Source organism: Enterococcus sp. 4G2_DIV0659 (genome assembly GCF_002140715.2).
Taxonomy (GTDB): domain Bacteria; phylum Bacillota; class Bacilli; order Lactobacillales; family Enterococcaceae; genus Enterococcus_L; species Enterococcus_L mansonii.
Window position 1 is genome coordinate 885669 of the sequence record NZ_NGLE02000001.1, and the last position, 23020, is coordinate 908688.

Genomic DNA, 23020 nt, shown 5'->3' on the forward strand with positions numbered 1-23020 from the left:
ATGCGTCACACTTATTCACATTAAACTTTGAATGGTCTACTATTATTCAGTCGTTCCATCTGATTGATCTATATTTTTTTTAAGTTCTTCATATTTCTGTTGTTGTAATTCTCGTTCTTTTTTTATTTTTTGTTTAAAATAATAGATAATTCCTGAAATTATCGCCAGTATTCCTAAAACTATCAACATAATCAACAGCCAAGGAAATTGTTTTTTCTGCTCTGGCGGCAAGTTTACTGCCGTAGCATTATATTTTTTTGCTTCTTTTTCTTTTATTTTGAACGTTCTTTCCCAGGTCCAGTCTCTAAATCCATCATTTGCTTTGATTTTCACCGTGTAATTCCCTGCTACAAAGGGTTGTTCCTTTAAATCAATTTTGTAGTTAAAATTCGTATTTGGTGCCATCGTCAAAGATTCTTGATGATTTTCATAACGAGGCTTCTTTTCTTTTTCGTAATATAGTTTAGCATCCACTTGCAACTTTTTGATCATTGCAGCTTTTTTATTTTGAATATTCATAATGACCGCATTATTTCCATTTACTTGTGTTGCTTTTACTTCATTCAATGCTAATTCAGGCCTAACTTCTTGATCAGTCTCGCTCAATAAAACCCCAACAACATAGGAGAAACGATTCCCAACTGCTAAAGCGCCCTGCTCTTTTGTTTCAGATTGACCATTTTCTTTTTGTTCAAAATAAAGACCACCCAAAATATATCCATTAAAAGACTCTTTTGGAATATTAACTACACATTCAACTATTTTTTTTGATTTTTTTGGTAATTTTATATCTTTAGGCATTGAGGCAATTTCACTAAATGTAATAACCGCTGATGAATCCTTTTTTGTATCTTTATAGGAATAATCAACTACTCCGTTATCATTTGTAATTGCTGAATTTGCTGAGGCAGAGACAGTGATATCTTCATCTGTATCATTTGTTAACTCTACACTTAGTGTTTGCGTCTCATTAGGAGTCACTCGCAAATCAAAATAGCTGACCGTCTTGCTACGTTGATTCTCTGGTAAAATTGCTTTAACTGTAAAATTGATTTCACTTGCTTGAGCAGTGATTCCGATCATCAACGATAAGAATAAAAAAATGATTGCTATTTCTATTTTTTGCACACGTTTTTTCATCTCTACAAACTCCTTTTTAACTCCTTTAATAATAAAAAATAATCCCTTTTATACTGAAAAGCGTGAGAGTTCTTGCTCTTTAAGTCACACCTAATCCAACTAAGTAGTAGGAGCAAAAGCAACTCTTCAGAAATAAACTGACATTCACAAAAAATTTAAAAAAGGAATCTTCGTGAATTTTTTTATCTCTGGAAGCCATACGCTCCTACCACAAATTTTATTTCAATTTTTCAATCATAATCCATTGAATCATTTAATACGTTTAATTGTCTAACTCTATAAAGGACTATCGTTCAATGTCCATGTAAGTGTCGTTTTATATTGGCTATTTGCTACTTTTGCTGTAGCATTAGGCACCATCAATTTTACACCTTGAGAAGCATTAGCGCCTGTTCCAAATGCAAGCGTCCAAGTGCCCATCCCTTTAGATAAAAGTGCTGTAGCAACTGGTGAAGAACTCGCTCCAGTCGGGTCTAAAGTCACTGGTACGGTAGTAGGTGCAAGAGAAATTAATTCAGTTGAATTCGGTGTTGCTGCGACAAAACTCATTTCAGCATTATCTAATACCGCTGGGGTTGTGTCTGCTGTTTTAAATTGACCATTTTGTTTCACCGTTAGTTTCCACCCTAGATTTAACCCTCGTTTATCTGTTACCTGTGCATAGTTTGGAACGCTGATCAATGTTGACAGTGAATTTTGAACTTGATCCATTTGTGCATAATAGGTCACATCATCTGTTTGAATCACTTTGGTACCAAAGTGAAAATTAGAAATGTAATCCAAACTCAATGGCCCTCCCGTTCCTGTTTGATGAGGATCATCTGGATTAGGTGTCACAGGCTCAGTTGGATCAAGCGGGTTAACTGGAGATGTTATTGTCGTATCTTGAGAAAAAGTAATATCTGCATTAGACGTTAAAGACCCTACACTAACAGCTTCTCCAACAACGCCTCCAACAAAACCAAGTGAAACAAGTGCCGCTACAGTAGATAAAGAACTTAGAATCTTCTTCATTTTACTTCCTTCTTTCTTTTTTTATTTTAACTTCTTATTTTTAGAAGCTAAACCCTTAATTATAAAGGTGCATCTGATAAAATCCATTGTAATTGTGCGGTATACGATTCATTTACATTAATATTCACACTCGGACTTAGTTTTAAAAACACACCATTTTGCTGATTCCACGAAATCACCACATTATTATTATCTGGTGATGTATACGTGTAAACTTGAGAAGCCAATGTATTGATAGAATTGTCTTGACCATTGATTCGATAGACAAAAGCTTGGTTAATGGTTTTACTGGTTGTTGTGGATTGCATCGCTTGATTTTCTCTAACATATAAATTCCACTGGCTTTTAGCTATCCGGCCATCCGCAATGATTAACGATGTGTCTACTCCTGTGGGACTGTATGTTTTTGTCTTCGATGGAACTGGAATATTTTTGAATGAAATTTTCGTAGGAGATTGAACAAACCGCAACGTACCATTTTCTACTGGAATCGAAATTGCGTTATTTTGAGGAGCAATTGCTGTTCCGCCACCATCAACACCGCCAATATTACTAGAAAAAGCTAAAGTCTGACCCGTCATGTTTTGAGCCGCTACGCCTGTATATTGAAGCTTATAACTAGTATTCGGCTGAGTAAAATTATTTATCGCCAACATGTTTTGATAATACCAATATTGTGTATTTGAATTAGAATCTGTTAAAAGCTGTGTTCCCAAAACAGGGGTTTGTATCCCCGTACTCGATGTTTGAATTAAGGTTACTGGACTTAACTGCGTTAGTCCATTTGGCACGTAGGCTTTTAGCGTTTGACTCCCCCAAGTTGCCGGTTGATTCAGTAAAGTTGTTGTTAATGTATATCTCACTGTTTGGCCAGTAACTACAGAAGGTGCAGCTTCCCAATTGCCTTGCCCATTCAACCGTTCAATTGTTTGTACAACAGAGATTGTTGGGGCCAAATAAGAAGTTACTTGATTAAAACTACTACTCGTTACTAGAACCGTCCCCGTTCGATTGCTTAACCCTTGAACTGATAAACTCACATTTTCTCCACCTTTAAACATCGGCAAATTGGAAAATTGAAACGTACCATTTACATTTAATGCCGTAGTATAAACGGTTCCACCATTAATTTGAAGTACTACTTGATACGTACCTGCATTCGTTTGTACCGCGGTTCCTGAAAGCTGAGTAGTTCCTGGGGTTGCTGAAATCGATGTAACGGGTTGGATCGGCCAACTAACTGCTTGTAAAGTTGAGGATTGACTTTGAATATAATTACTTGTTGTTTTTGACTGTGCAATGATCAGAGCTGAAACAGTATCTCCATATTGCAAAGCAGAAGCTAAATTTGTACTAAAATTACCAGAACCATCCACTGGAATATTACTAATAACAGTAGGCGATGGGGTACCATCAGAGTGTATAATAGTCAATTGGACTAAATAATTATAATTGCTATTTTGTACTTGTTGAATATTCCCACTTACGGCTGTTTGTAAATTCAAAAGAGGGCTATTAATAACTGGTGGTGTAACATTGGGCACGCTGGTCCCTATTGACATTGATGGCATATTAATTACACCTGATTTTGATACATTCCCTAAAACTAAATTTATAATATCCAGACCATCATTTGATGAACCGAATGTTCCTTTGATCGGGTAATTTATACCATTACTTGCTGGTGGAATCGTTATCCCATTTAGATACAATGTTGAAACATCAAAACTAAATGTCACTGCCCAGCGACTAAGTCCTAACAAACCTAAAGTATTTGCAGGAAATGTTACATACACAGAATTATATGCGCTACTATAATCTAAAAAAATCCCATTTGCTGTGTCATGAATATTATAGGATTTATTGCCAATCAATCCGTTAGGAAGTGTTACTGTACCTGTAAGTATGGACAAAAAGGCTTGCTGTTTTGTTACACTCCCATTGATCTGAGCCGCTATTTCCGGCGGTAGTTGAAGAATAATAACTGGTTTTCCCCCTAAAGAAAGATCCAACGTTGGAGTATATGTGTAAGACATCGTGATAATCGACTGCCCAGAGCTTCCTGTAACATAAGTACCGCTAAGAGCACCCGATCCAGCAGTAACCAAACGCCCTTGCGGCATATCACTAAACTCGGATTGTTGACTAACTATCTCATCTTCCGCAAAAACTCGGCAATTACCAAACCATAGAGCACTTAACAAAAATCCCACTAGAAATAAAAACAGCCATTTTCTATTCACCCCTAATGCCCCCTTGATTGTACATAACTATTAATCAACAGATTGTTTTCATTAATAAAAATATATAATTTGAAAAATATTGAAAATTAAAAAAAGTTACAAATACTTTATATCATTACGTTAATTTTATACTGTGGTTAAAATAAAGTAAAATATTTGCAATCGTTTTTTAAAATACGCGGAAATTTACACTTATACATTTTTTTCCAAAAGTATAATCCAATATATGCTTATCAAGCGTTCACTTTTCCTAAAGTCATCCTTTCTTATTTAATTGAGCAATCAAAAAAAGTGACTGGGACATAACTCCACGAGTCGTATCCCAGCCACCTATTATTGTTATCAAACTATTTTTTTAACTTAAAATGTTTTATTACAATAGTTGATCTTGTTCTTTTCTTCTAAAAAGATAATATATTAGCAAATTAATAACTAGTACATAACCTAACCAAGAAAGCTGTTCATTCAGTTCTCCAGTATTAGGATATCTTTTGGTATTTTTCGTCTTACTTGATGTGTTTGGTAATTTTTGTCCAATTGTTGGATCGTTAGCTTCTTTAATTGGATCATCGATTAAGCCATCTTTGTTTTCTTCAATTGGAGGATCCACGGAAGGATCGACTTTAGCTATGACAGACACTTCTGATTGATCATTGTATGTCATCGTTCCTATGTCCGTTCCAGTAAGTGTTGCCGAATTTTTAATTTGTTGCTTATCCGTAGCTTCAATTACCTTGACTTCAAATTCAATCGTCCAAACTTCTCCTGGCGCCATACTTGGTCGAGTATAGGTGAATGTGTTGTCTTTCCAGTGATCGGCATCTAATAATCTAGTTGTGCCATTGATTGTTGTTGAATTTGGAACATAAACAAGCCCTTTTGGTAATTGGTCTTCAACTTTTGGATCAAATAATGTCCCTGCATCTGCCGTTCCATTTTTTACAATTAAGCGATAAACCAAATGGTCATTTACTTTTACTTCTGTTTCATTAGGTGAAGTAACAAAATCCTGATCATCTAGTCGTTTAACACTTTTTTCAATAGAAGGATCTGGTTTGGCTGTCACTGTGACTGTGGCAGTTCCTACCTCATTATAAGAAGACTTGCTAAAATCGGTTCCGCTCACAGTGGCTGTGTTATTAATTGTTCCCAATTCCTTCACTGTAGCTACAAATTCAATAATCGTTACAGAACCACCTTTGTAATTTGGAGATAAACGATAACTTAATTTATTTTCTTTCCATATATCCTTATCACTTACTGGATTTTGATCAACTTTGGTAGTTCCTGCTTTATAGGTCAACCCAACAGGAAGTTCATCGGATACAACACCTTCTAATAACTCACCATTTTCTTGCGTTCCATTGCTTACTTCAAGTTTATACACAATATCACTGCCAAGCGTTACTTCTGTTTTACCGACAATTGACTTTTTAATGTCAGGAGCGGCTGGTTTATGAATAGTAACTGGATTTGAAGGGATATTAGATAATTCTTTATCTGATCCTGTTGTATCTGTTGTTTTTCCAGAAACATAAGCAATATTCTGACTGATACCTTTTGCCTCGTCTGTGACAACAACTTTAAAGCTGATTATTTTCTTTTGTCCCTCTATAAGCGTTCCTACATCAAGGGTCAATTGCTGCCCAACGACATGTTCATCACCAACAGACACATTATCTAGCGTCAATGAACCAGGTATATAAGTTAAACCTACTGGAATCGTATCTGTAACAATCGTATTTCGAATTTCAGATGGCTCTTGGTTTTTATTTTCAACAATTAAATTATATTGAATCGTTGTTTCTGCCTTAACTGTTGTATCATTCAAATCGTCAATGCCATCTTCTGATCGTACTTCCTTAGAAATTGACGGATCAGCCGTTCCTCTAATTACTTCAATATCCACTTTATTTGAATGGTCGTAATCAATCGTTGGAGATTTTTCGCTATCTTTACCAGTAACATAACCTGTATTCGCAATTAAACCTAATTCAGATCTTGTTACTTTAACTTTAAATGTAATGATATATTTATTTCCGCCAGCAAATTCTTTAGGTAACTTATGGGTTAATTGATTACCTGTCCAGCCAGCTATTTCATCGGTTACTTTTTCACCATTGATTGTTGTACTTCCGGAAACGTACTCTAAACCTGAATCTAACGTATCTGTTACAACACCATCATATAAAATACCTGTTGTTTCTGTTCCGTTAGTCACAACTAATTGATAGGTAACTTCTTGCCCTTTGATTACTTTTAATTGGTCAATCGGGTTGTTCCCATCATCAACTACTGTTTTTTGGATTTTAGGATCAGGTATTTTACTGTTTTCGACTGTATCTTCGATTTCTGGTAACGTCTCTTCCGGCTGCCCAGGGGGGGTTACTGTACCTGATACGGAAGCAATATTGGTAATTTTACCTTTAGCCACTTCTGTCACTTTTACATCAAACGTTACGACTACTTGTTCTTTTTCTTTCAATAGACCAAGATTGATGGTTACATTTTGATCTGTTACGTGACTATCTGATTTTTGTGTTCCATTCACTTTTAACGTTCCTACTTGATAGACAAGTCCTTCTGGTATTGTGTCTTTAAGAATGATGTCTCTCACTTCTGAAGGATCTGTGACTGGATTTTCAACAACAATAGTATAAGTGACGATATCTCCTACATGAATGATCTTATCATGGACATCTTCATTTCCTTTAGAAACGGACTTCTTCAAGTTCAATTCGCCGGCTTTAGGAACAACTTCAATATTGGCGTTTCCTTCATCCGTATAGCTTCCGCTCTCGGTGATGTCTTGTCCGGAAACATAAGCTGTATTTGGCACTGTTCCTAATTCATTGCTATCTACAACTACTTTGAACTCAATTGTAATGGCCTCTGCGCCACCTTTAATAACTGTCGGTAAATGAACAGTTAACGTTTCCTCTGTCCAACTTGATTCTTCTACAGGTTGACCGTCCATGGTTGTTGTATTTGGTACGTGTTTTAGACCTGGCACTAAAGCGTCTGTAACAATTCCATTTTTTAAGACACCTGTATTTTCATCCCCATTTGTAACAACAAGACGATAAGTTATTTGATCTCCTTTCGTTACAATTGGTTTAGTTGGTGTAACAATAGATTTTTCGATTTTTGGAGCTGGGGCTTTATTGATATGCTCATCAGCATTATCTGTTATATCAATTGGTGACTCTCCGTCGACAGGTGTGACCTTACCTTTAGCAGAAGCAACATTTTCAATTGTTCCTTTTGCTTTTTCTGTTACTTTTACTTTAAACTTGATTGTTACAACTTGTCCTTGTGTCAGTGTATTTAACTCCGCTGTTAAAATATTATCCACAACTTGACCTGTAGCAGAAATATTTTCTCCAACGAATTCTAGTGTCCCTTCTTGATATTCTAAACCAGTTGGAATGTTATCTGTAACAACTACGTTTTTGACTTCTGAAGGAAGTTCTTCTGTATTTTTCACAACAAGTTGATATTCAATAATGTCGTTTACTGAGACCACTTTGTTATGCATATTTTCTGTATCTTTAAATACAGATTTTTCAATTTCTAATTTCCCGTCTTTTAAAACAGGTGTAATCGTATCGGTCCCTTTTTCTGGTGTGTAGCTTGTTTTATCTTTGTCTTCACCAGTTAAAAACGCATTATTAGGAATTGGTTTTCCGATCTCTTCTAGTTTATCACCTTTAGTTACTTCAACAGTAAAGGTGATCGTTGTTTTTGTCCCACCTAAATAAGGGGATGGCAAGTCGTAATCAAATGTTTTCTTATCTGCTGACCAGCTAGCTTCTTGCGCTGGTGTTGCAGGTTGTCCATTGATTTTCGTTGTACCTGGAATATAAATCAATCCATCTGGCAGCTCGTCTTTTACCTTACCATTCAATAACTCTCCTGTATTAGCGTCACCATTGGTTATTACTAATTCATACGTTACTCGGCTGCCTTTGATAACATCTTTACTTACAGGTTCAATTACTTTTTTCGTAATTTGCGGATCTGGCGCTTTGTAGACGGTCACTTTATCAGCAACAGGATCTAGAGCAGATGGTTCTCCTCCTGGTGTTTGAACTATTTGTCCATTCGCAATTCCTTTATTGTCGATAATCGCTTCCGCTGTTTTTGTAACTTGTGCTTGAAACTCAATTCTTACCTCTTGACCACCAGTTAATTTATCTAAAACAGCTTTTACTGTTTCTGGTGCTTTGGAAATACTTAGTTCTTTTACATTAACACTATCTGGTTTATCCACAACGCGTAGCGTGTCTTTTTGGTAAATTAAGCCTGCTGGGATTTTATCTTCAATAGATGCATTTAGTACTTCTGAATTACCTGGTACAGTGTTCTTTATCACTAGTTGGTAAGTAATTATACTGTCTTCGGCGACCACTCCGTTTGGAATTTCTTTTTTATTGCTGTTTAAAACGGATTTTTTGATTTCTAGATTTCCGGGTTTTGGATAGACAGTGACATCAACAGTATCATCTTTCTTAGGAAGTTCATTTTTATCTTTGTCTTCTCCAATAACTGTAGCAGTATTGTTGATTTTTCCTTTTGCATCTTCACTTACTCGAACTTTAAATGTGATAATTCTTGTTTCACCTGCTGGTATGGCTTCGTTGAATGTATAGGAGAAGTTCCTTCCCTTCGTCCAAACTCCTGTATCAGAAATTTTTGTTCCGCCAACAGTCGTTGAATCAGCAACGTATTCCAGATTTGGATCTAAATCGTCCGTCACTTTTGCATTTAGCAAATCACCATTTAGAGCTTTATTTTCTTTCGTGCCATTAGCAATACTAATTTGATATAAAATTTCATCTCCATTGAAAACATTTCCGTTCGTTGGATCAATTACCTCTTTTTTAATAATTGGATCGGGTTGTTTGTGTACAAGAACTTCATTAGAAGTAGGTGTTTGCGGAATCTTATTTGAATCAGGATTAGTAGGATCTTCTAATGTTTCTCCTAATGCCATTGCTTTATTTTTTGTAATAGCTAACGCTGTTTCCGTTACTTTTACATCAAAAGTAATGACTATTGGTTCCGTCTTTTCAGTCACTTCACCGATTATTACTAGTAATGAATTTCCTTCAACTTTACTTCCATTCGTTGGGACTTCCCCATTAACTTTTAATGTATTATCCTGATAGATTAAACCTTTAGGAATCGTGTCCGTCACTTTAACATTGTAAATGATAGAAGGTTCTTTGACAGTATTCTCGACGATGAGTTTATATTCGATAATATCGCCAACTTTTACAACTTTATCATGTTTATCTACTGAATCTTTCGAGCCTTCTAAGACTTCTGAAACTTCTTTTTTAATCGATAACTTCCCAGCATTTCGGACTGTTTCAAAATCGTCTGAAGCTGTTTTTTCCTCGATTGTTTCTGTAGTATCCTTATTGACTTGATAATCACCATTGAGTTTAGCTGTGTTTGTAATATCTGTTTTTATTTCATTTGTTATTACTTCCACGTCAAAGGTAATGGTAATGGTTTTTTCAGCGTCAATAGTTAGTCCGCTGTATTCGAAAGAATCTTTATTATTTACGTCTGTTACCCAACCAAATAAGGTATCATCCATCTTCACTCCGTTAACAACGGTTGTGTCTCGAACATACTTCACTTCATCAGGAAGTCTATCACTGATTTTTCCGTTGATGATTGGTGCACCATTTTCATTTTTCGCAACTATAGTGTACGTAAGTATTTGACCTTTATAAGCTTTTTTCTGACTGACAGTTTTACTCAGTTCAGGATTTGGTGTAATCCCTAGCTCTGTTGATGGTTTTTGTTCTGCTTCTTTATCAATATCTGGACCATTTGGAACTTCGTCTATCTTTCCAGATGCAGAAGCAATATTTTTTAATTCTCCAGACGCATTTTTTGTTACTACTACATTGAATGTGACCTCAGCCCATTCGCCTCCCATTAAATCACCAATCAATACATCCAAGTTTTGACCAGTTCCTAAATTCGTGCCTTGGCTTTCTCGTTCTTCATTCTCTTTAAAAATCTTTACTTTGATAGAATTTTGATCGATTTCTAATCCTTTTGGCACATCATCTTTGGCATGAACAGCTCTAACAATCGTGCCTACAGCAGCAGTATTTTTTACAATCAGTTTATATGTGACTGTATCTCCTACCTTTACTGGACTTTTGTTTTCAAGTTGTTCAAATTGGTTATTTGCCATCTTCCCAACACTTTTTTCAATCGATAATTCTCCAGGAGGATAAACAAAATGTACGCCAACTGTTGATGAAGCATCTGTCTTGTTATTTTCTTGTTTGTCTGTTCCTGTAATTGTTGCAGTATTCGGTATATTTTCACCAATTTTTACTTTAGTGGAATCTGCTTTAACTTCAATAATAAATTGAACTTTTTGATTATTTGTCATTGGACTTAGTTCAGGGATTTTTGAAAAGTTTAGCTTTACTTTTTGTCCATTCACTTCAACAGCACCTTCAGGCAAGTCCACTGGAGTATTATTGATTATAAGTGAATACTTATTTTGAATAATTAATTCATCCGGGATTGCATCTTCAATCATACCATTGTGCATAGCACCAGACTCAGGTGTTAAATTTGCGTCGATGGAATAGAAGAATGATTTATCTGTGTATAGAACTTGTGCGTCTTCTTGATTCATTGTGATACTTGGATCTTCAGCGTAAACATGTTTTTTTAGTTGAACTTCTGGTGCAACTGTATTAGATACAGAATCAGATTGCTTATTGGGAGCTCCCCAACTCTCTGTATCAAAGTCGTTTGTTCTTGTCTGACTTGTTATCGTTGCATTATTCACTAAACCTCCACTAGCAATTTTATCCACAGTTGTTTTAATTTCTATGATTAATTTTCTTGCATCTACATTTTGAGAAGAAATATATAAAATGTTATCAGGTTCAAATAACGGATCATCAGGATCAGCAAAATCGACGGTTAAATGTCCTTTATCGTCAATATGATAATGATAATCAGACCATAGATTGAATTCTCCATCTTTACTAGTAAATATCTTAACAGCTGATAGATCAAGTTTATCAACTGTTAATCCCTCGGGTAATATGTCTTCAAAATGAGTGACTCTCAATTGAGCTGTTTCTTCTCCACCTGTTACTTCAAAAGTAATGCGATAAGTCAGATTCTCTCCAACATGAACTACTTCGTTCGGAATACTTATACCATTTCTAAATACTTCCTTTGTAATTTTTGAAGCAGTTGCCGCATAAGGAAAAGCTTGTAATTGGCTCTGAGCTATAACTGAATTGGATGGTACACCTTTATTATCTACCCCCACTACACTTACACCTATATCATAATTACCAATACGATTTCCAGCACCAATCGATGGTTCTAATACTTTCCAAGTTGTTTCCATCACAACCTGTTCCCCAGTGAGCAAAGGGCTATCTAGTTGATAGTTATAAGAAAGAGTATAACCAGTTTTACTATTGCCTGTCCAAATCTCACTTGCCTCTTTCTTTACCAGAGCTTCTTTCTTTCCGTCTACAAGTTTGTAGATCGACACATCTCCCACAAGTTCCATATTTTTGCTCGTTGAGTTTGAGCTAAAATTAAATTTTTCTGGCTGGCTTCCCTCTGTATAAATAATCGTTTGGTGAGATGTGATTATATCATTAAAATGAGCTTTTTTGACAATATTGCCTTGACTATCTTGATAGTGTATATCCGTCTTAACTTGTGGAACAATCTTTTTCAATCCAAAACTAGTTATAAGCGGTGCTGTTCCGTCCGGATTGTACCAATTTCCAATAGATCCTACCGTAAAATTATAGTTACTCGTCTCATCGTCTGAAGTTAAGAAACCAAATGCTTCTGTTACCCTAATTGTATATACTTCACCTAATTTACCTAAATTTAGAAACACAACGCCATTCTCATCACCATCATCCAGAAGACTGTAATTTTGAACGACTCCACTTCCAGAAGTTACCGTAAACTTAATATCTTTTCCTTTCAAATGAGAAGCTGAACCTTCTGTTGTATCATAAAAAGCAATTGGAACAGGATTAGGAAAAACAGCTCTAGTGTCTATTGAACTTTGATAAATACTATTTGCTCCTACTTTGATTTCCAGTGGTTGCTTAAACAGATTTGACTGTCCATCCCCAGCAGCTTGAAAACTACTTTCAAAAGCAGTGTCTGTAGCACTTGATTTAAAATTGACTTTAGTTTCGATGGTATATATTGTTCCAACTTTAGACGGTTGAATTACAATTTGTTTTATATTAGTCGTATTAAGTTGAGCAACATCATTTTGATCTTTTACTGTAGTATCTGCTTTACTTACCTCTCCCCAATCTGAACCTAGAACGAATGTAGTCCTATCAAGAGTATCGTTTTCCCAAGTAATGCGATATTTAAGACCTTTACTGTATTGTGAGGAATCAGTGATTTCTTCTGCTTGAGTTGACCAAGTTTGAGTAGTCTCATTCCATATTTCAAAAGTGGTATTTGTAGAAGCAAATATAGCTTCATCACCTATAATCTGTTTTTTTAGATTATCATTACTTTTACCAACATCTCTTTCGTTTTGAGATTCTGAACTTTTGTTTATTACTTCTGCTTCATTTTCTTTTAACTCGGAAACCGTAACAACAAGCGGTTCTGACACCCCAACTCCAGTCGTTCTAGAAGAACTTGCCTGCACGTGATAGCTTCCAGCTTCTGTCGCTTCTATTACTAACCAAGCTTGATTATCTACAAATTGTGTGACTGGATCTTCCAGTACCGGTAGCGATTCACTTGGTTCACTGTCTGCAGTACTCTGTTCATCAGCAGATGTTTCTTTTGATTCAACAGAGGCCTTTGTCTGCCAGCTAACAATCACATTTGATGCTTCTTCACTATATGCGATTGAAACTGGATTTCCTGTATTTCTTTCATTTGTTTGTTCTTGGTTTAAATGTAACCCATTAAGGTTTACTTGGACGGAAGTATCTTCTTTATTCGTTGTTTTCACACCAATAACTTTTACTTCCCCTTTTTCTAGTGTCATATTCGTAACTGGAACACCTTGTTCATCTATTAACAATAGATCTCCGACTGATGATTCAGCATGCGCGACAACACCAAATAAACTAGACGTGATTACTTGAGTTATTAAAATTAGTAACATAAACCAAGTAGCTATCTTTTCTACTAATTTAACTTTTTGTTTTTGGTTCACCTCATACATCCTTCTTTCCTTCTACCTTTAATTTGAAGAATCTTCAACAATAATCGTTGCTTCATTAGATTTTGTCTCTATTGTGGTCTCTATTGTTTTTTTTGATGTACTTTCGTTTGTCTTCTCTTTTTTACTTTGACAAGCTGAGAGTATAATTATCAAACTAAATAAAAATATTATCACTTTTGTCCATCTAAAAAAAATCCGTCGATTCACCAAAACACCTCCTACTATTCAAATACATAACAAAAAAGCAGAGTGATTCACTATGCTCAACAAATAAGTCTAGTTCTCGAATAACAGATAAACACTCATTTCTAAATATATGTAATTAACTCTGGCTTTCAGCCATATAATGAATGTTATTTCGATAATAAACCTATTTGCACGTATACCATTTTACACTATATTACGCTAATATATTTTTCACTTTTTTAACTATTTTAGAAAAAAATTGAAAAAAATAAATATCATGCAGATAAAAATACAATTATAATTAATGATAAAAAATACTATTGATTTATGAAAAATAAAAAAAATCCAAACTAAACACTTATTTACATTGGTTTTCATTTGGTTTTCCCACTATAAATAATAAAATCCATCAATACATATAATACATATAAATAACTAATGTATTTTTTAATAAATAAGTTATTAAAACCCAATACATTTAATTAGTAATTAGAATCACCTAGTATAAATATCAAATAATAAAATTAATATATTTTACAGGTTTAATCTATTTCTCCTTTAGGCGCTGTATTTATTCATAGCAACACTCGTTTTCTCATTTTTTTAAAGAAAATGCGAAATATTTGAGAATTTAATTCAAAAGTGCTAATATATACTTGTTCTTAGTTTTTTCATATTGTGTTTCCCTTCATATAGTGTGTGTATGAAGGGTTTTTTATATCATTAGATAGATTTCTACTGTTATCATTTCGGCTTCTTATCTAGAATGCACTCACATTCAAACATAGATTTTCGGCCAACACAAAAAAGCCTAGAGGAACTCCCACTAGACTTTGCATACTATTTTATTCGTTGATAGTCCTATTCACCTAAATCGACATTGTGGTACACTTTTTGAACGTCATCAAGGTCTTCTAAAACATCAATCATTTTTTCAAATTTTTCTAAATCTTCACCTGTTAATTCTACATCATTTTGCGCAATCATCTCTAATTCTGCTACTGAAAATTCTTCGATACCTTTTTCTCTTAACGCCTCTTGTACTGCATGTAAATCTTCTGGTTCCGTATAGACGATAATTTGACCGTCTTCTTCTGTAACATCGCGAACATCAATGTCTTTTTCCATTAAATATTCAAGAATGTCATCTGCATCATCGCCTGCAAAACCAATCACACCTGTATGATCAAACATATATGCCACAGCACCGCTGACACCCATATTTCCACCATTCTTACCAAAGGCAGCACGAACATCAGACGCTGTACGGTTTACGTTGTTTGTTAAAGCATCGACGATGACCATTGAGCCATTCGGTCCAAATCCTTCATAGCGTAATTCAGAGTATTGCTCATCTCCTGAACCTTTTGCTTTTTCGATTGCTCGGTCGATAATATGTTTTGGTACATTATATGTTTTTGCGCGCTCGATAACAAACCGTAGCTTTTGGTTTGCTTGAGGGTCAGGATCACCCGATTTTGCTGCTACGTAAATTTCAATACCGAATTTTGCATATACTCGGCTGTTATTTGCGTCCTTGGCAGCTTTTTTCTCTTTAATATTTGCCCACTTACGACCCATATTCTCACTTCGCTTTCATCCATTTTTATTTTTGATTGTAGTGCCTTTCTTATTATACTTGGCAATTGAACTTTTGTTAAGTGTTTTTTGCTTTTACGGTAGACGAATCGGAAAACGACCGAATCTTTGTTCAGAAATGTCTTTATTACCTAATTGGTAGATTTGATCGCTACGAATGTCCAAGGCTAACTGCGACTGTAAATCTTTAGATACCTTCGTTATCAATGGCAACTGAAAGTTTTTTTTCTCTTTACTCAGAAATTGTTGTCCTTTTTCTGTAAATCCTAGAACGCTTAGATAGCTTTGATTCCAAGTATTTTCTATATCTACTTGTCGTACATTATTTAAACTATATGTTGCCAGACGCTGCAATCGAGTCCATGTATAACGTTTGGTTTTTGCTTTTTCCATAAATGATAAAAAGGAATCCGAGCTTTTCGCTGCTTCTTGCAAGCGATATTCGATACCTTCTTTCATTTGATAAATTTCTTGCAATTCTGCGATTGAACTACTGATTAATTTGTATTTCAATAAAGGCCAATAATCCGACCAACTTACTAATGCCGTATTTGTTAAATCCAAAAGCACTTGCTGTGGTAAAACTGAGGAAATGGACTCCATCTCATTTGAAAAAACAGCTTGTCTGATAGCCGTTGCACTTGCAAATTCTTTATGTATTTTTGGATCGTGATAACCTGCTTGTTCTCTTTTTAAAGGATACAAACTCATGGGTCTTTCATAAGAGGCGTTCTCTTTGGCATAGCTCAGACCTAAAATATGATTTGGCGAAGAAAAATCAAAGCTTGTCTCTGGATAAATTTGGCGAAAAACTTCGGTCATTTGTTGCGGGTAACTCATGCCATTATTTTTGATCATTTGATAGGCTTGATCAATTTCTGACTGATGTTGATACACAAATTTACCAAACGCTTCATAGGACGTATCTGCTTGATGATCTGTTCCAAAACACAACGAATTACACTGTAACGCTTGCAGTAATTTAATCCCGCCTTTAGCGAAATAATCGGCCGATTGCACTGAATAAGCAAACGGTAGTTCAATCACTACATCAACACCATGATTCAATGCTTCTTTTGCCCGTGTCCATTTATCAATAATAGCTGGTTCTCCTCGCTGTAAAAAATTCCCGCTCATCACAGCAATAACAACTTCTGCACCACTTAATTCTCGTGCCATTTTGGCATGGTACTGATGGCCATTATGAAAAGGATTGTATTCAACAATAATGCCACAGCTTTTCATACTCATTCTCCTTTAGATGTAACGTTTCTATTTAAATTCTACCATATTCTAAACAAAAAAAGTGGGTGGGACATAACTCTTCGAGTCATATCCCACCCACGTGAAATCCGAATAAACGGTGGGAGCAGAAGCAATCCCTTCGGAAATAAGCTGAAATTCACAAAAATTTGAAGAGCAATTTTCGTTAATTCCTTCTTATTTCTCGGGATTAAACACTTCTGTCCCATCCTCCACTCATTTTTGCTTCCTATTTTTGGTTACTTCTTACAAACAAAAAACCAGCGTTTGCTTTCTTCTGTCGGTGCTTCATCTGTGAAATCTGCATAAACTTCAACATCCATAAAACCAGCACTTTCCAACATCATTAAGTAATTTTCCATCGTATACGTTCGTTCTTGATGCAATTCATCTTGACGAATAAACACATCATCTTTTTCATGTTCTTTCACAAAGAATGTCAGAAAATGCTCAATACTATGTTCTTTTTCGCCAGGATAGCTATCCCACAAAAAGGCAAATTCTTCTGTCTGATAATGATAGCTGTATTCTGGAAATACTTTATCTACTTGATAAATCGAGTGTACATCAAAAATAAAGACACCGTCATCCTCTAATGCTTGATACACATCATCAAATACTTGTTGGACTTCCTGGCGATTCGCCATGTAGCATAATGAATCAGAAAAACATGTAATTGCATGATATTGACCCATTTCAGATAAGTCCATCATATTCCCTTGAACAAACTGCACATGCACCTCTTCTTCAGCGGCACGTTTACTTGCCATCATCAGCATTTCTTCGGATAAATCCAATGCAGTAACAGTAAAACCTGCCTTAGCAAAATTAACTGCTAACGCCCCAGTTCCACAAGCCATTTCTAAAACGTCCATTTTTCCTTTTGGCAAATGACGCTTTGAAAATTCTAACCATTGATCATACAAGCTATCATCCATGACTTCATCATAAACAAAAGCAAATGTTTCGTATGCCATATTACTCGACCCAAGCGTGAAGATCAACCATTGGTGCGTCTGACCAAAGTTTTTCTAAGTTATAGAATGAACGTTCAGACGATTGAAATACATGAACGATGACATCTCCTAAATCGATCAATATCCACTTACCGCCATCTTTTCCTTCTACTCTTTTCACTTCTACTTTTGCTTCTTCTTCTTTTTCAATAATTTCATCCACAATGGCATTGATTTGACGTTCACTCGTTGCTTGGCAAATCATGAAGTAATCAGCTAAAAGTGATATCTCATGCACATCTAAAGCGACAATTTCTTCTGCTCGTTTGGAATCAGCTGCTTTTACAGCGATTTCTAAAATCTTTTGACTATCTATGATCGTTTCCTCCTAATTTTAAAAGCTCAACAGGCTTTATCAGTTCTTTCCTACTACCCAATAATTATATGTTTCAATCGTTTTAGGGTAAATTTTTTGTTCTTGTTCAATAAGATGCATCAATGTATGTTTTGTTTCATAAGCAACAGCCTCATCTAAATCAACTAATGCAATGTCACGGGCTTCTTTTACACCTGGAAAATGTCTTCCTGGTTCAATATAATCAGCAACGTAGATAATTTTATCCAGTAGACTCATCTTGGCAGCACCAGTTGTATGAAGACGAATTGCTTGTAAAATTTCTTCATCATCAATTTTAAGTTCTCTTTGAACCATACTAGCACCCACTAAACCGTGCCAAATCGCATTGCCATAATTTAGTAACTCTGGATCATACCCATCTCGTTTGATGATCAATTCAAATTCTTCATCGGGGCGTTCTTTGGCATAATCATGAGTTAGTGCTGCAATACTTGCCTTTTCTTCAGAAGCACCATATTTAGCAGCAAGTGCTATCGCCATTTCCTCTACCCCTAAAACATGCTTAAATCGCCGTTCACTCATATGCATCTGAACTTTCTGCATTAATTCTTCCCGTTTAAACGTGGTGTATTTTCCGCTAAAATCCATCTACATACAGCTCCTTTTCTTCTATATAGTGTATCACACTATCAGGCAGTAAGTAGCGCGTTGAGCAACCATTTTTGACTTTTTGCCGAATCATTGTTGAGCTGATATCCATTTGTGGAACGTCCACCCAAATAATTGGGTAAGGTGTAATTGTTCCATAGTTTGGACGGCGAATACCTACAAAGCTTGTTAAGGTCAGCAACTCATCTATTTTATACCACTTTGGCAAATATTCTACCATATCTCCGCCGATGATAAAATAGTAATCGGTATCAGGATTATTTTGAGTTAATGTTTTCATTGTGTCATAGGTATAACTTTTCCCTTTTCGTAACAATTCAATTGGCTCTACCGCCAAATGTCTATTATCAGCAATCGCTAATTCTAACATTGCTAAACGGTGCTCACTATCAATGGTCTTTTTTTCATCTACATGAGGCGGTAAATAAGTAGGCATCAAATAGACTTTATCAAGGCCAAGTTGCTGTTGCACTTGGTCAGCCATGACTAAATGCGCCAAATGAACCGGATTAAAATTACCGCCTAATATCCCTACCTGTTTACGCTTTTGAAAAAGCTTAGCTTCTTCAACAATTACTTGTGCTTTTAATGCAGCATTCGTATTTGTCCTCATTTTTTCTTACCTCCAAGTTTTAAATTGCTTTAACTTCTTTAGAGATCTTTTGGTATTTTTCTTTTGATGATGGTTTAAATAAAACCAACACACGACCGATAATTTGAACGATATCACAATGAATTTCGGCCTTCAGTGCGTCAGCTACATCTTCTGCAATTTCATCGGTATTTTGTAGTAATGTGACTTTAATCAATTCGCGTTTTTCCAACGCTTCATTGATTTGAACGATCATCGCAGCATTCAAACCACCTTTTCCAATTTGAAAAATCGGTTGTAGATGGTGTGCTTGACTACGTAAATAACGCTTTTGTTTTCCTCTTAATTCCACTAATTTTCCTTCTCTCTTATCGCTTATAATTAAATCAACGCTTTTCTTTTCAAAACATCTACACCTTTTGGCGCCCATCCAGCAACGACACATGGATCAGTTACAGTAATCCAGCCAAGTCCAGCAAACACAATATCTGTCTTTTCCTTGATTGAAAACTCAAATCGGACAAGTTCTGGAAATTCAGCTACTTCATCTGGACGAGGTGGCTGCAACAAACCTCCAACATGTTTTTCATAAAATGCATCAGCTGTAGCTAATTTTGTTCGATGAATCATTAAATCATTTGATACATATGCGATAAACGAGCTGCGCTCTCCTTGTATAAAATCAAAACGCGCCAACCCACCTAAAAACAATGTTTGCTCAGGATTTAACTGATAAACTTTCGGCTTGATTTCTTTTTGAGGTGCTATGATCTTTAAATCTTTTTTTCCAAGATAATGTGCCATCTGATGACGATGAATAATCCCTGGTGTATCAATCAAGAAGTGACCATCATCTAGCGGAATTTCAATTTTATCCAATGTTGTTCCAGGAAATTGGGAAGTTGTAATTACATCTTGAACGCCAGCCGTTTGTTTAATGATTTGATTGATTAGTGTTGATTTACCAACATTTGTTACACCTACTACATAAACATCTTTACCTTCGCGATACTTTTCGATGGTATCAAGCAAAGCTTCCATTTCTTGAGGTTTCTTGGCACTAGTCAATAATACATCAACTGGACGTAAACCTTCTTCGTGCGCACGTTCTTTCATCCATTGAATCATTTTAGGTTTCTTTAATGATTTAGGTAAAATGTCGACTTTATTTCCTACCATCAAAACAGGGTTATTTCCGATAAAACGATGCAATCCCGGAATCAATGAACCGTTGAAATCAAAAATATCAATAACATTTACAATCAAGGCATCTTCTTTTCCTAATTCATTCAACAAACGTAAAAAGTCATCGTCCGTCAATTGAACATCTTGAATGTCATTATAATGTCTCAAACGAAAACAGCGTTGGCAATAAACCTCCCCTGTCTCCATCCCTTTTTCAAACGCAGCCTTTGGCGTATAGCCTAATTCCTCTTTATGCTCTGTTTGAATGACTGCACCGCAGCCAATACATTGAATTGCTTCGTGTTCACTCATTCTAGTCCGCCTTTCCATATCATATCTGGATGTTTCTTTGCCAAATGTTTCATAATTTTTCGCTCAAAAAAACGATTAATTCTTGTATTCCATCCATCTGTATCTACGATTGGACGAACTAAGATATTTCTAATCCCTGCAGCATTCGCTCCACGAATATCAGTCATGATCTGATCACCGACCATCACTAGTTCTTCTGGTTTCATATTTAGTTTCTTTTGTGCTTCTTTAAACCCTCTAGTTGATGGTTTTAATGCTCTAGATACATAGTCTAATTCAAATTTTTCAACTGCCCGCTTAATGCGACTAGACTTATTATTTGATACCACAACGACTGGAATTCCAGCATTTTTCATTTCTAAAATCCATGTCAATAATTCTTCTGTTCCATCTGGATTATCCCAAGCAATCAAGGTATTATCTAAATCAGTCAGTACAGCTTTGATTCCTAATTTTTTTAGTTGGTTCGGTGTGATTTTGTAAATCGCATCAACCATCCACGTTGGTTTATATTTTGAAAACATATTATCTCCTTAATAGTAAAAGAGGAGCAACATACAGGCTCCCCATTTTGTTATTCGCTTCTTGATTATACGCTATTTTTAATAAAATTTCATCTTTTTATTCGTCTGACACTCATAATCACAACTAAAAACTTTCTCTACTAAATTAAGAGCTGAAAAAAGAGGAAAAAATTATCTGTCGATAACTTTTTCCTCTTCTCTTCCTTAACTATTTAATCATGCTTCCATTAACAAAGAAATAATCCACCGTAACATTAGGATTTGATTTTTCTACGTAGAACATGATAAGCGCACTTTCACCTAAGTTTTTTGAGACATTAATCAAAGAAAGATTAGAATCAATTTTATTCAGTGTTACAGGCTGTACATTGTAAAAACCTGTCCCGTTGATATCAACTTCACCAATTTTCAATTCATACTTTGGATTTGGATTGATTGAAGCCAGAATGATTAAATCCCCTTTATAGTTTTTTAATGCATTTGTTTGTTGAATATCTTTTTTCGGAAATTCAGGAATATCAGACTTAAGAAAAATCATTTTACTTTTTACTGGTTGATTTACAGTCGTTGCTTCCCCAGGTGTTCCTTGAGTAAATGCACCAAATAATAATACACCCATTACACTGCCTAAAATAACTAACTTTTTCATCGCTTACTTCTCTTTCTCTATTACATTATTAACATCTGGTAAGTTATACTAAACTAAATCTATAATATCAAATAGAATTAATAAAAAAAGCCTTACTCGCTCTTTGTAACAGTAGTTTAAACCCTTAAAAAGGTATGAAATTTATAACTATTTTTTCTTTTGATTTTATTGTATTTCAGGTCTTAAAATATTTGTTATATTTATAATAATGTCCCATTTTTAATCTCAACTAAGAATCAATAAAAAAAGGAACGAGACAATCCTCTGTCCGTTCCATGTTTTTATTGATTTTATAAGTAATTTTTGATTCACTTTAAAATTTTCGGAATCTCTGATAACGTTTTTCCACTAGCTCTTCCATCTCACATTTAGATAGTTCAGATAATTGACTGATAAGCGCTTTTTGGATCATCCTATTGATTTTCGATTGTTCCAATGCTTCACCATTCATTTCTTCTGGAATCACACGATCAATAATGGTCAGTTCCTTTAATTCAGTCGCTGTAATTTTCATTAATTCAGCCGCTTCTTTTGCACGACTACCATCTTTCCATAAAATCGAAGCAAAACCTTCTGGTGATAACACAGCATAAATGGTATGCTCCAGCATCCAAACTTCATCAGCTACTGCAAGCGCCAATGCACCACCACTTCCGCCTTCACCAATGATGATTGCAATAATTGGCACCTGTAGGTCAGACATTTCAAGCAGGTTTCTAGCAATGGCTTCACCTTCACCACGTTCTTCCGCTTCAATACCGCAATAAGCTCCCGCTGTATTAATAAACGTAATCACTGGACGACCAAATTTTTCAGCTTGCTTCATCAAACGCAACGCTTTGCGATACCCTTCTGGATGAGGAGCCCCAAAGTTACGTTCAATATTTTCAGGCAAATTGCGCCCTTTTTGAATCCCGACAACTGTTACTGGTTTTTCATCTAATGTCGCAATTCCACCAACAACAGCTAAATCATCACCGAAATAGCGGTCACCATGAAATTCCATAAAGTCGCTAAAGATAGAATCAATATATTCTAATGTTGTAAAACGATCCTGCGCTCTTGCTAGGGTGACAATATCATTGGCTGTTTTCTCCATAT

Annotated in this window: 16 protein-coding genes and 1 pseudogene; all 17 read right to left on the reverse strand. The window is 35.4% G+C overall.

The features are described 5' to 3' along the window. Positions 1-42: 42 nt before the first annotated feature. Complete coding sequence (locus A5880_RS04170) at positions 43-1140, reverse strand: WxLIP family cell surface protein (protein ID WP_086331939.1); 1098 nt, start codon at positions 1138-1140, stop codon at positions 43-45. A gap of 276 nt (positions 1141-1416) precedes the next feature. Beyond that, positions 1417-2154, reverse strand: coding sequence for a WxL domain-containing protein (locus tag A5880_RS04175; RefSeq protein ID WP_086331940.1), 738 nt, complete (start codon positions 2152-2154; stop codon positions 1417-1419). A gap of 59 nt (positions 2155-2213) precedes the next feature. Continuing rightward, entirely contained in the window at positions 2214-4397 is a 2184-nt protein-coding gene (locus A5880_RS04180; RefSeq protein ID WP_086331941.1) for a hypothetical protein, read from the reverse strand. Between the two features lie 373 nt (positions 4398-4770). Continuing rightward, positions 4771-13617: an isopeptide-forming domain-containing fimbrial protein gene (locus A5880_RS04185; RefSeq protein WP_179190498.1), complete on the reverse strand. Its 8847-nt coding sequence runs from the start codon at positions 13615-13617 to the stop codon at positions 4771-4773. Between the two features lie 27 nt (positions 13618-13644). Beyond that, a complete protein-coding gene (locus tag A5880_RS04190) occupies positions 13645-13833 on the reverse strand; it encodes a hypothetical protein (RefSeq protein WP_086331943.1) in 189 nt (62 codons plus the stop codon). Positions 13834-14673: 840 nt separating this feature from the next. Beyond that, positions 14674-15393 (reverse strand): YebC/PmpR family DNA-binding transcriptional regulator, encoded by a 720-nt coding sequence (locus A5880_RS04195; RefSeq protein ID WP_086331944.1) that lies wholly within the window; start codon positions 15391-15393, stop codon positions 14674-14676. A gap of 93 nt (positions 15394-15486) precedes the next feature. Next, a complete protein-coding gene (locus A5880_RS04200; protein WP_086331945.1) occupies positions 15487-16656 on the reverse strand; it encodes a nucleotidyltransferase in 1170 nt (389 codons plus the stop codon). 104 nt (positions 16657-16760) lie between these two features. After that, positions 16761-16883: pseudogene (locus tag A5880_RS04205) on the reverse strand (DUF3788 family protein); the annotation flags it as partial. A 30-nt stretch (positions 16884-16913) separates the two neighbouring features. Then, on the reverse strand, positions 16914-17651 hold the full coding sequence (locus A5880_RS04210; RefSeq protein ID WP_086331946.1) for a class I SAM-dependent DNA methyltransferase: 738 nt from the start codon (positions 17649-17651) through the stop codon (positions 16914-16916). Between the two features lies 1 nt (position 17652). Further along, a complete protein-coding gene (rsfS, locus tag A5880_RS04215) occupies positions 17653-17991 on the reverse strand; it encodes a ribosome silencing factor (protein WP_086331947.1) in 339 nt (112 codons plus the stop codon). Between the two features lie 54 nt (positions 17992-18045). Beyond that, entirely contained in the window at positions 18046-18636 is a 591-nt protein-coding gene (gene yqeK / locus A5880_RS04220) for a bis(5'-nucleosyl)-tetraphosphatase (symmetrical) YqeK (RefSeq protein WP_086331948.1), read from the reverse strand. Beyond that, complete coding sequence (locus A5880_RS04225) at positions 18626-19270, reverse strand: nicotinate-nucleotide adenylyltransferase (protein ID WP_086331949.1); 645 nt, start codon at positions 19268-19270, stop codon at positions 18626-18628. The genes yqeK and A5880_RS04225 overlap by 11 nt, the downstream gene beginning before the upstream one ends. A 19-nt stretch (positions 19271-19289) precedes the next feature. Next, a complete protein-coding gene (gene yhbY, locus A5880_RS04230; RefSeq protein ID WP_086331950.1) occupies positions 19290-19601 on the reverse strand; it encodes a ribosome assembly RNA-binding protein YhbY in 312 nt (103 codons plus the stop codon). Positions 19602-19630: 29 nt separating this feature from the next. Beyond that, positions 19631-20746 carry a ribosome biogenesis GTPase YqeH gene (yqeH, locus tag A5880_RS04235; RefSeq protein ID WP_086331951.1) on the reverse strand — a complete coding sequence of 372 codons (1116 nt, stop codon included), beginning with the start codon at positions 20744-20746 and terminating at the stop codon, positions 19631-19633. After that, positions 20743-21270: a YqeG family HAD IIIA-type phosphatase gene (locus A5880_RS04240; protein ID WP_086331952.1), complete on the reverse strand. Its 528-nt coding sequence runs from the start codon at positions 21268-21270 to the stop codon at positions 20743-20745. The genes yqeH and A5880_RS04240 overlap by 4 nt, the downstream gene beginning before the upstream one ends. A gap of 208 nt (positions 21271-21478) precedes the next feature. After that, positions 21479-21919: a hypothetical protein gene (locus A5880_RS04245; RefSeq protein ID WP_086331953.1), complete on the reverse strand. Its 441-nt coding sequence runs from the start codon at positions 21917-21919 to the stop codon at positions 21479-21481. 313 nt (positions 21920-22232) lie between these two features. After that, on the reverse strand, positions 22233-23018 hold the full coding sequence (locus A5880_RS04250) for an acetyl-CoA carboxylase carboxyl transferase subunit alpha (RefSeq protein ID WP_086331954.1): 786 nt from the start codon (positions 23016-23018) through the stop codon (positions 22233-22235). Between the last annotated feature and the right edge of the window lie 2 nt (positions 23019-23020).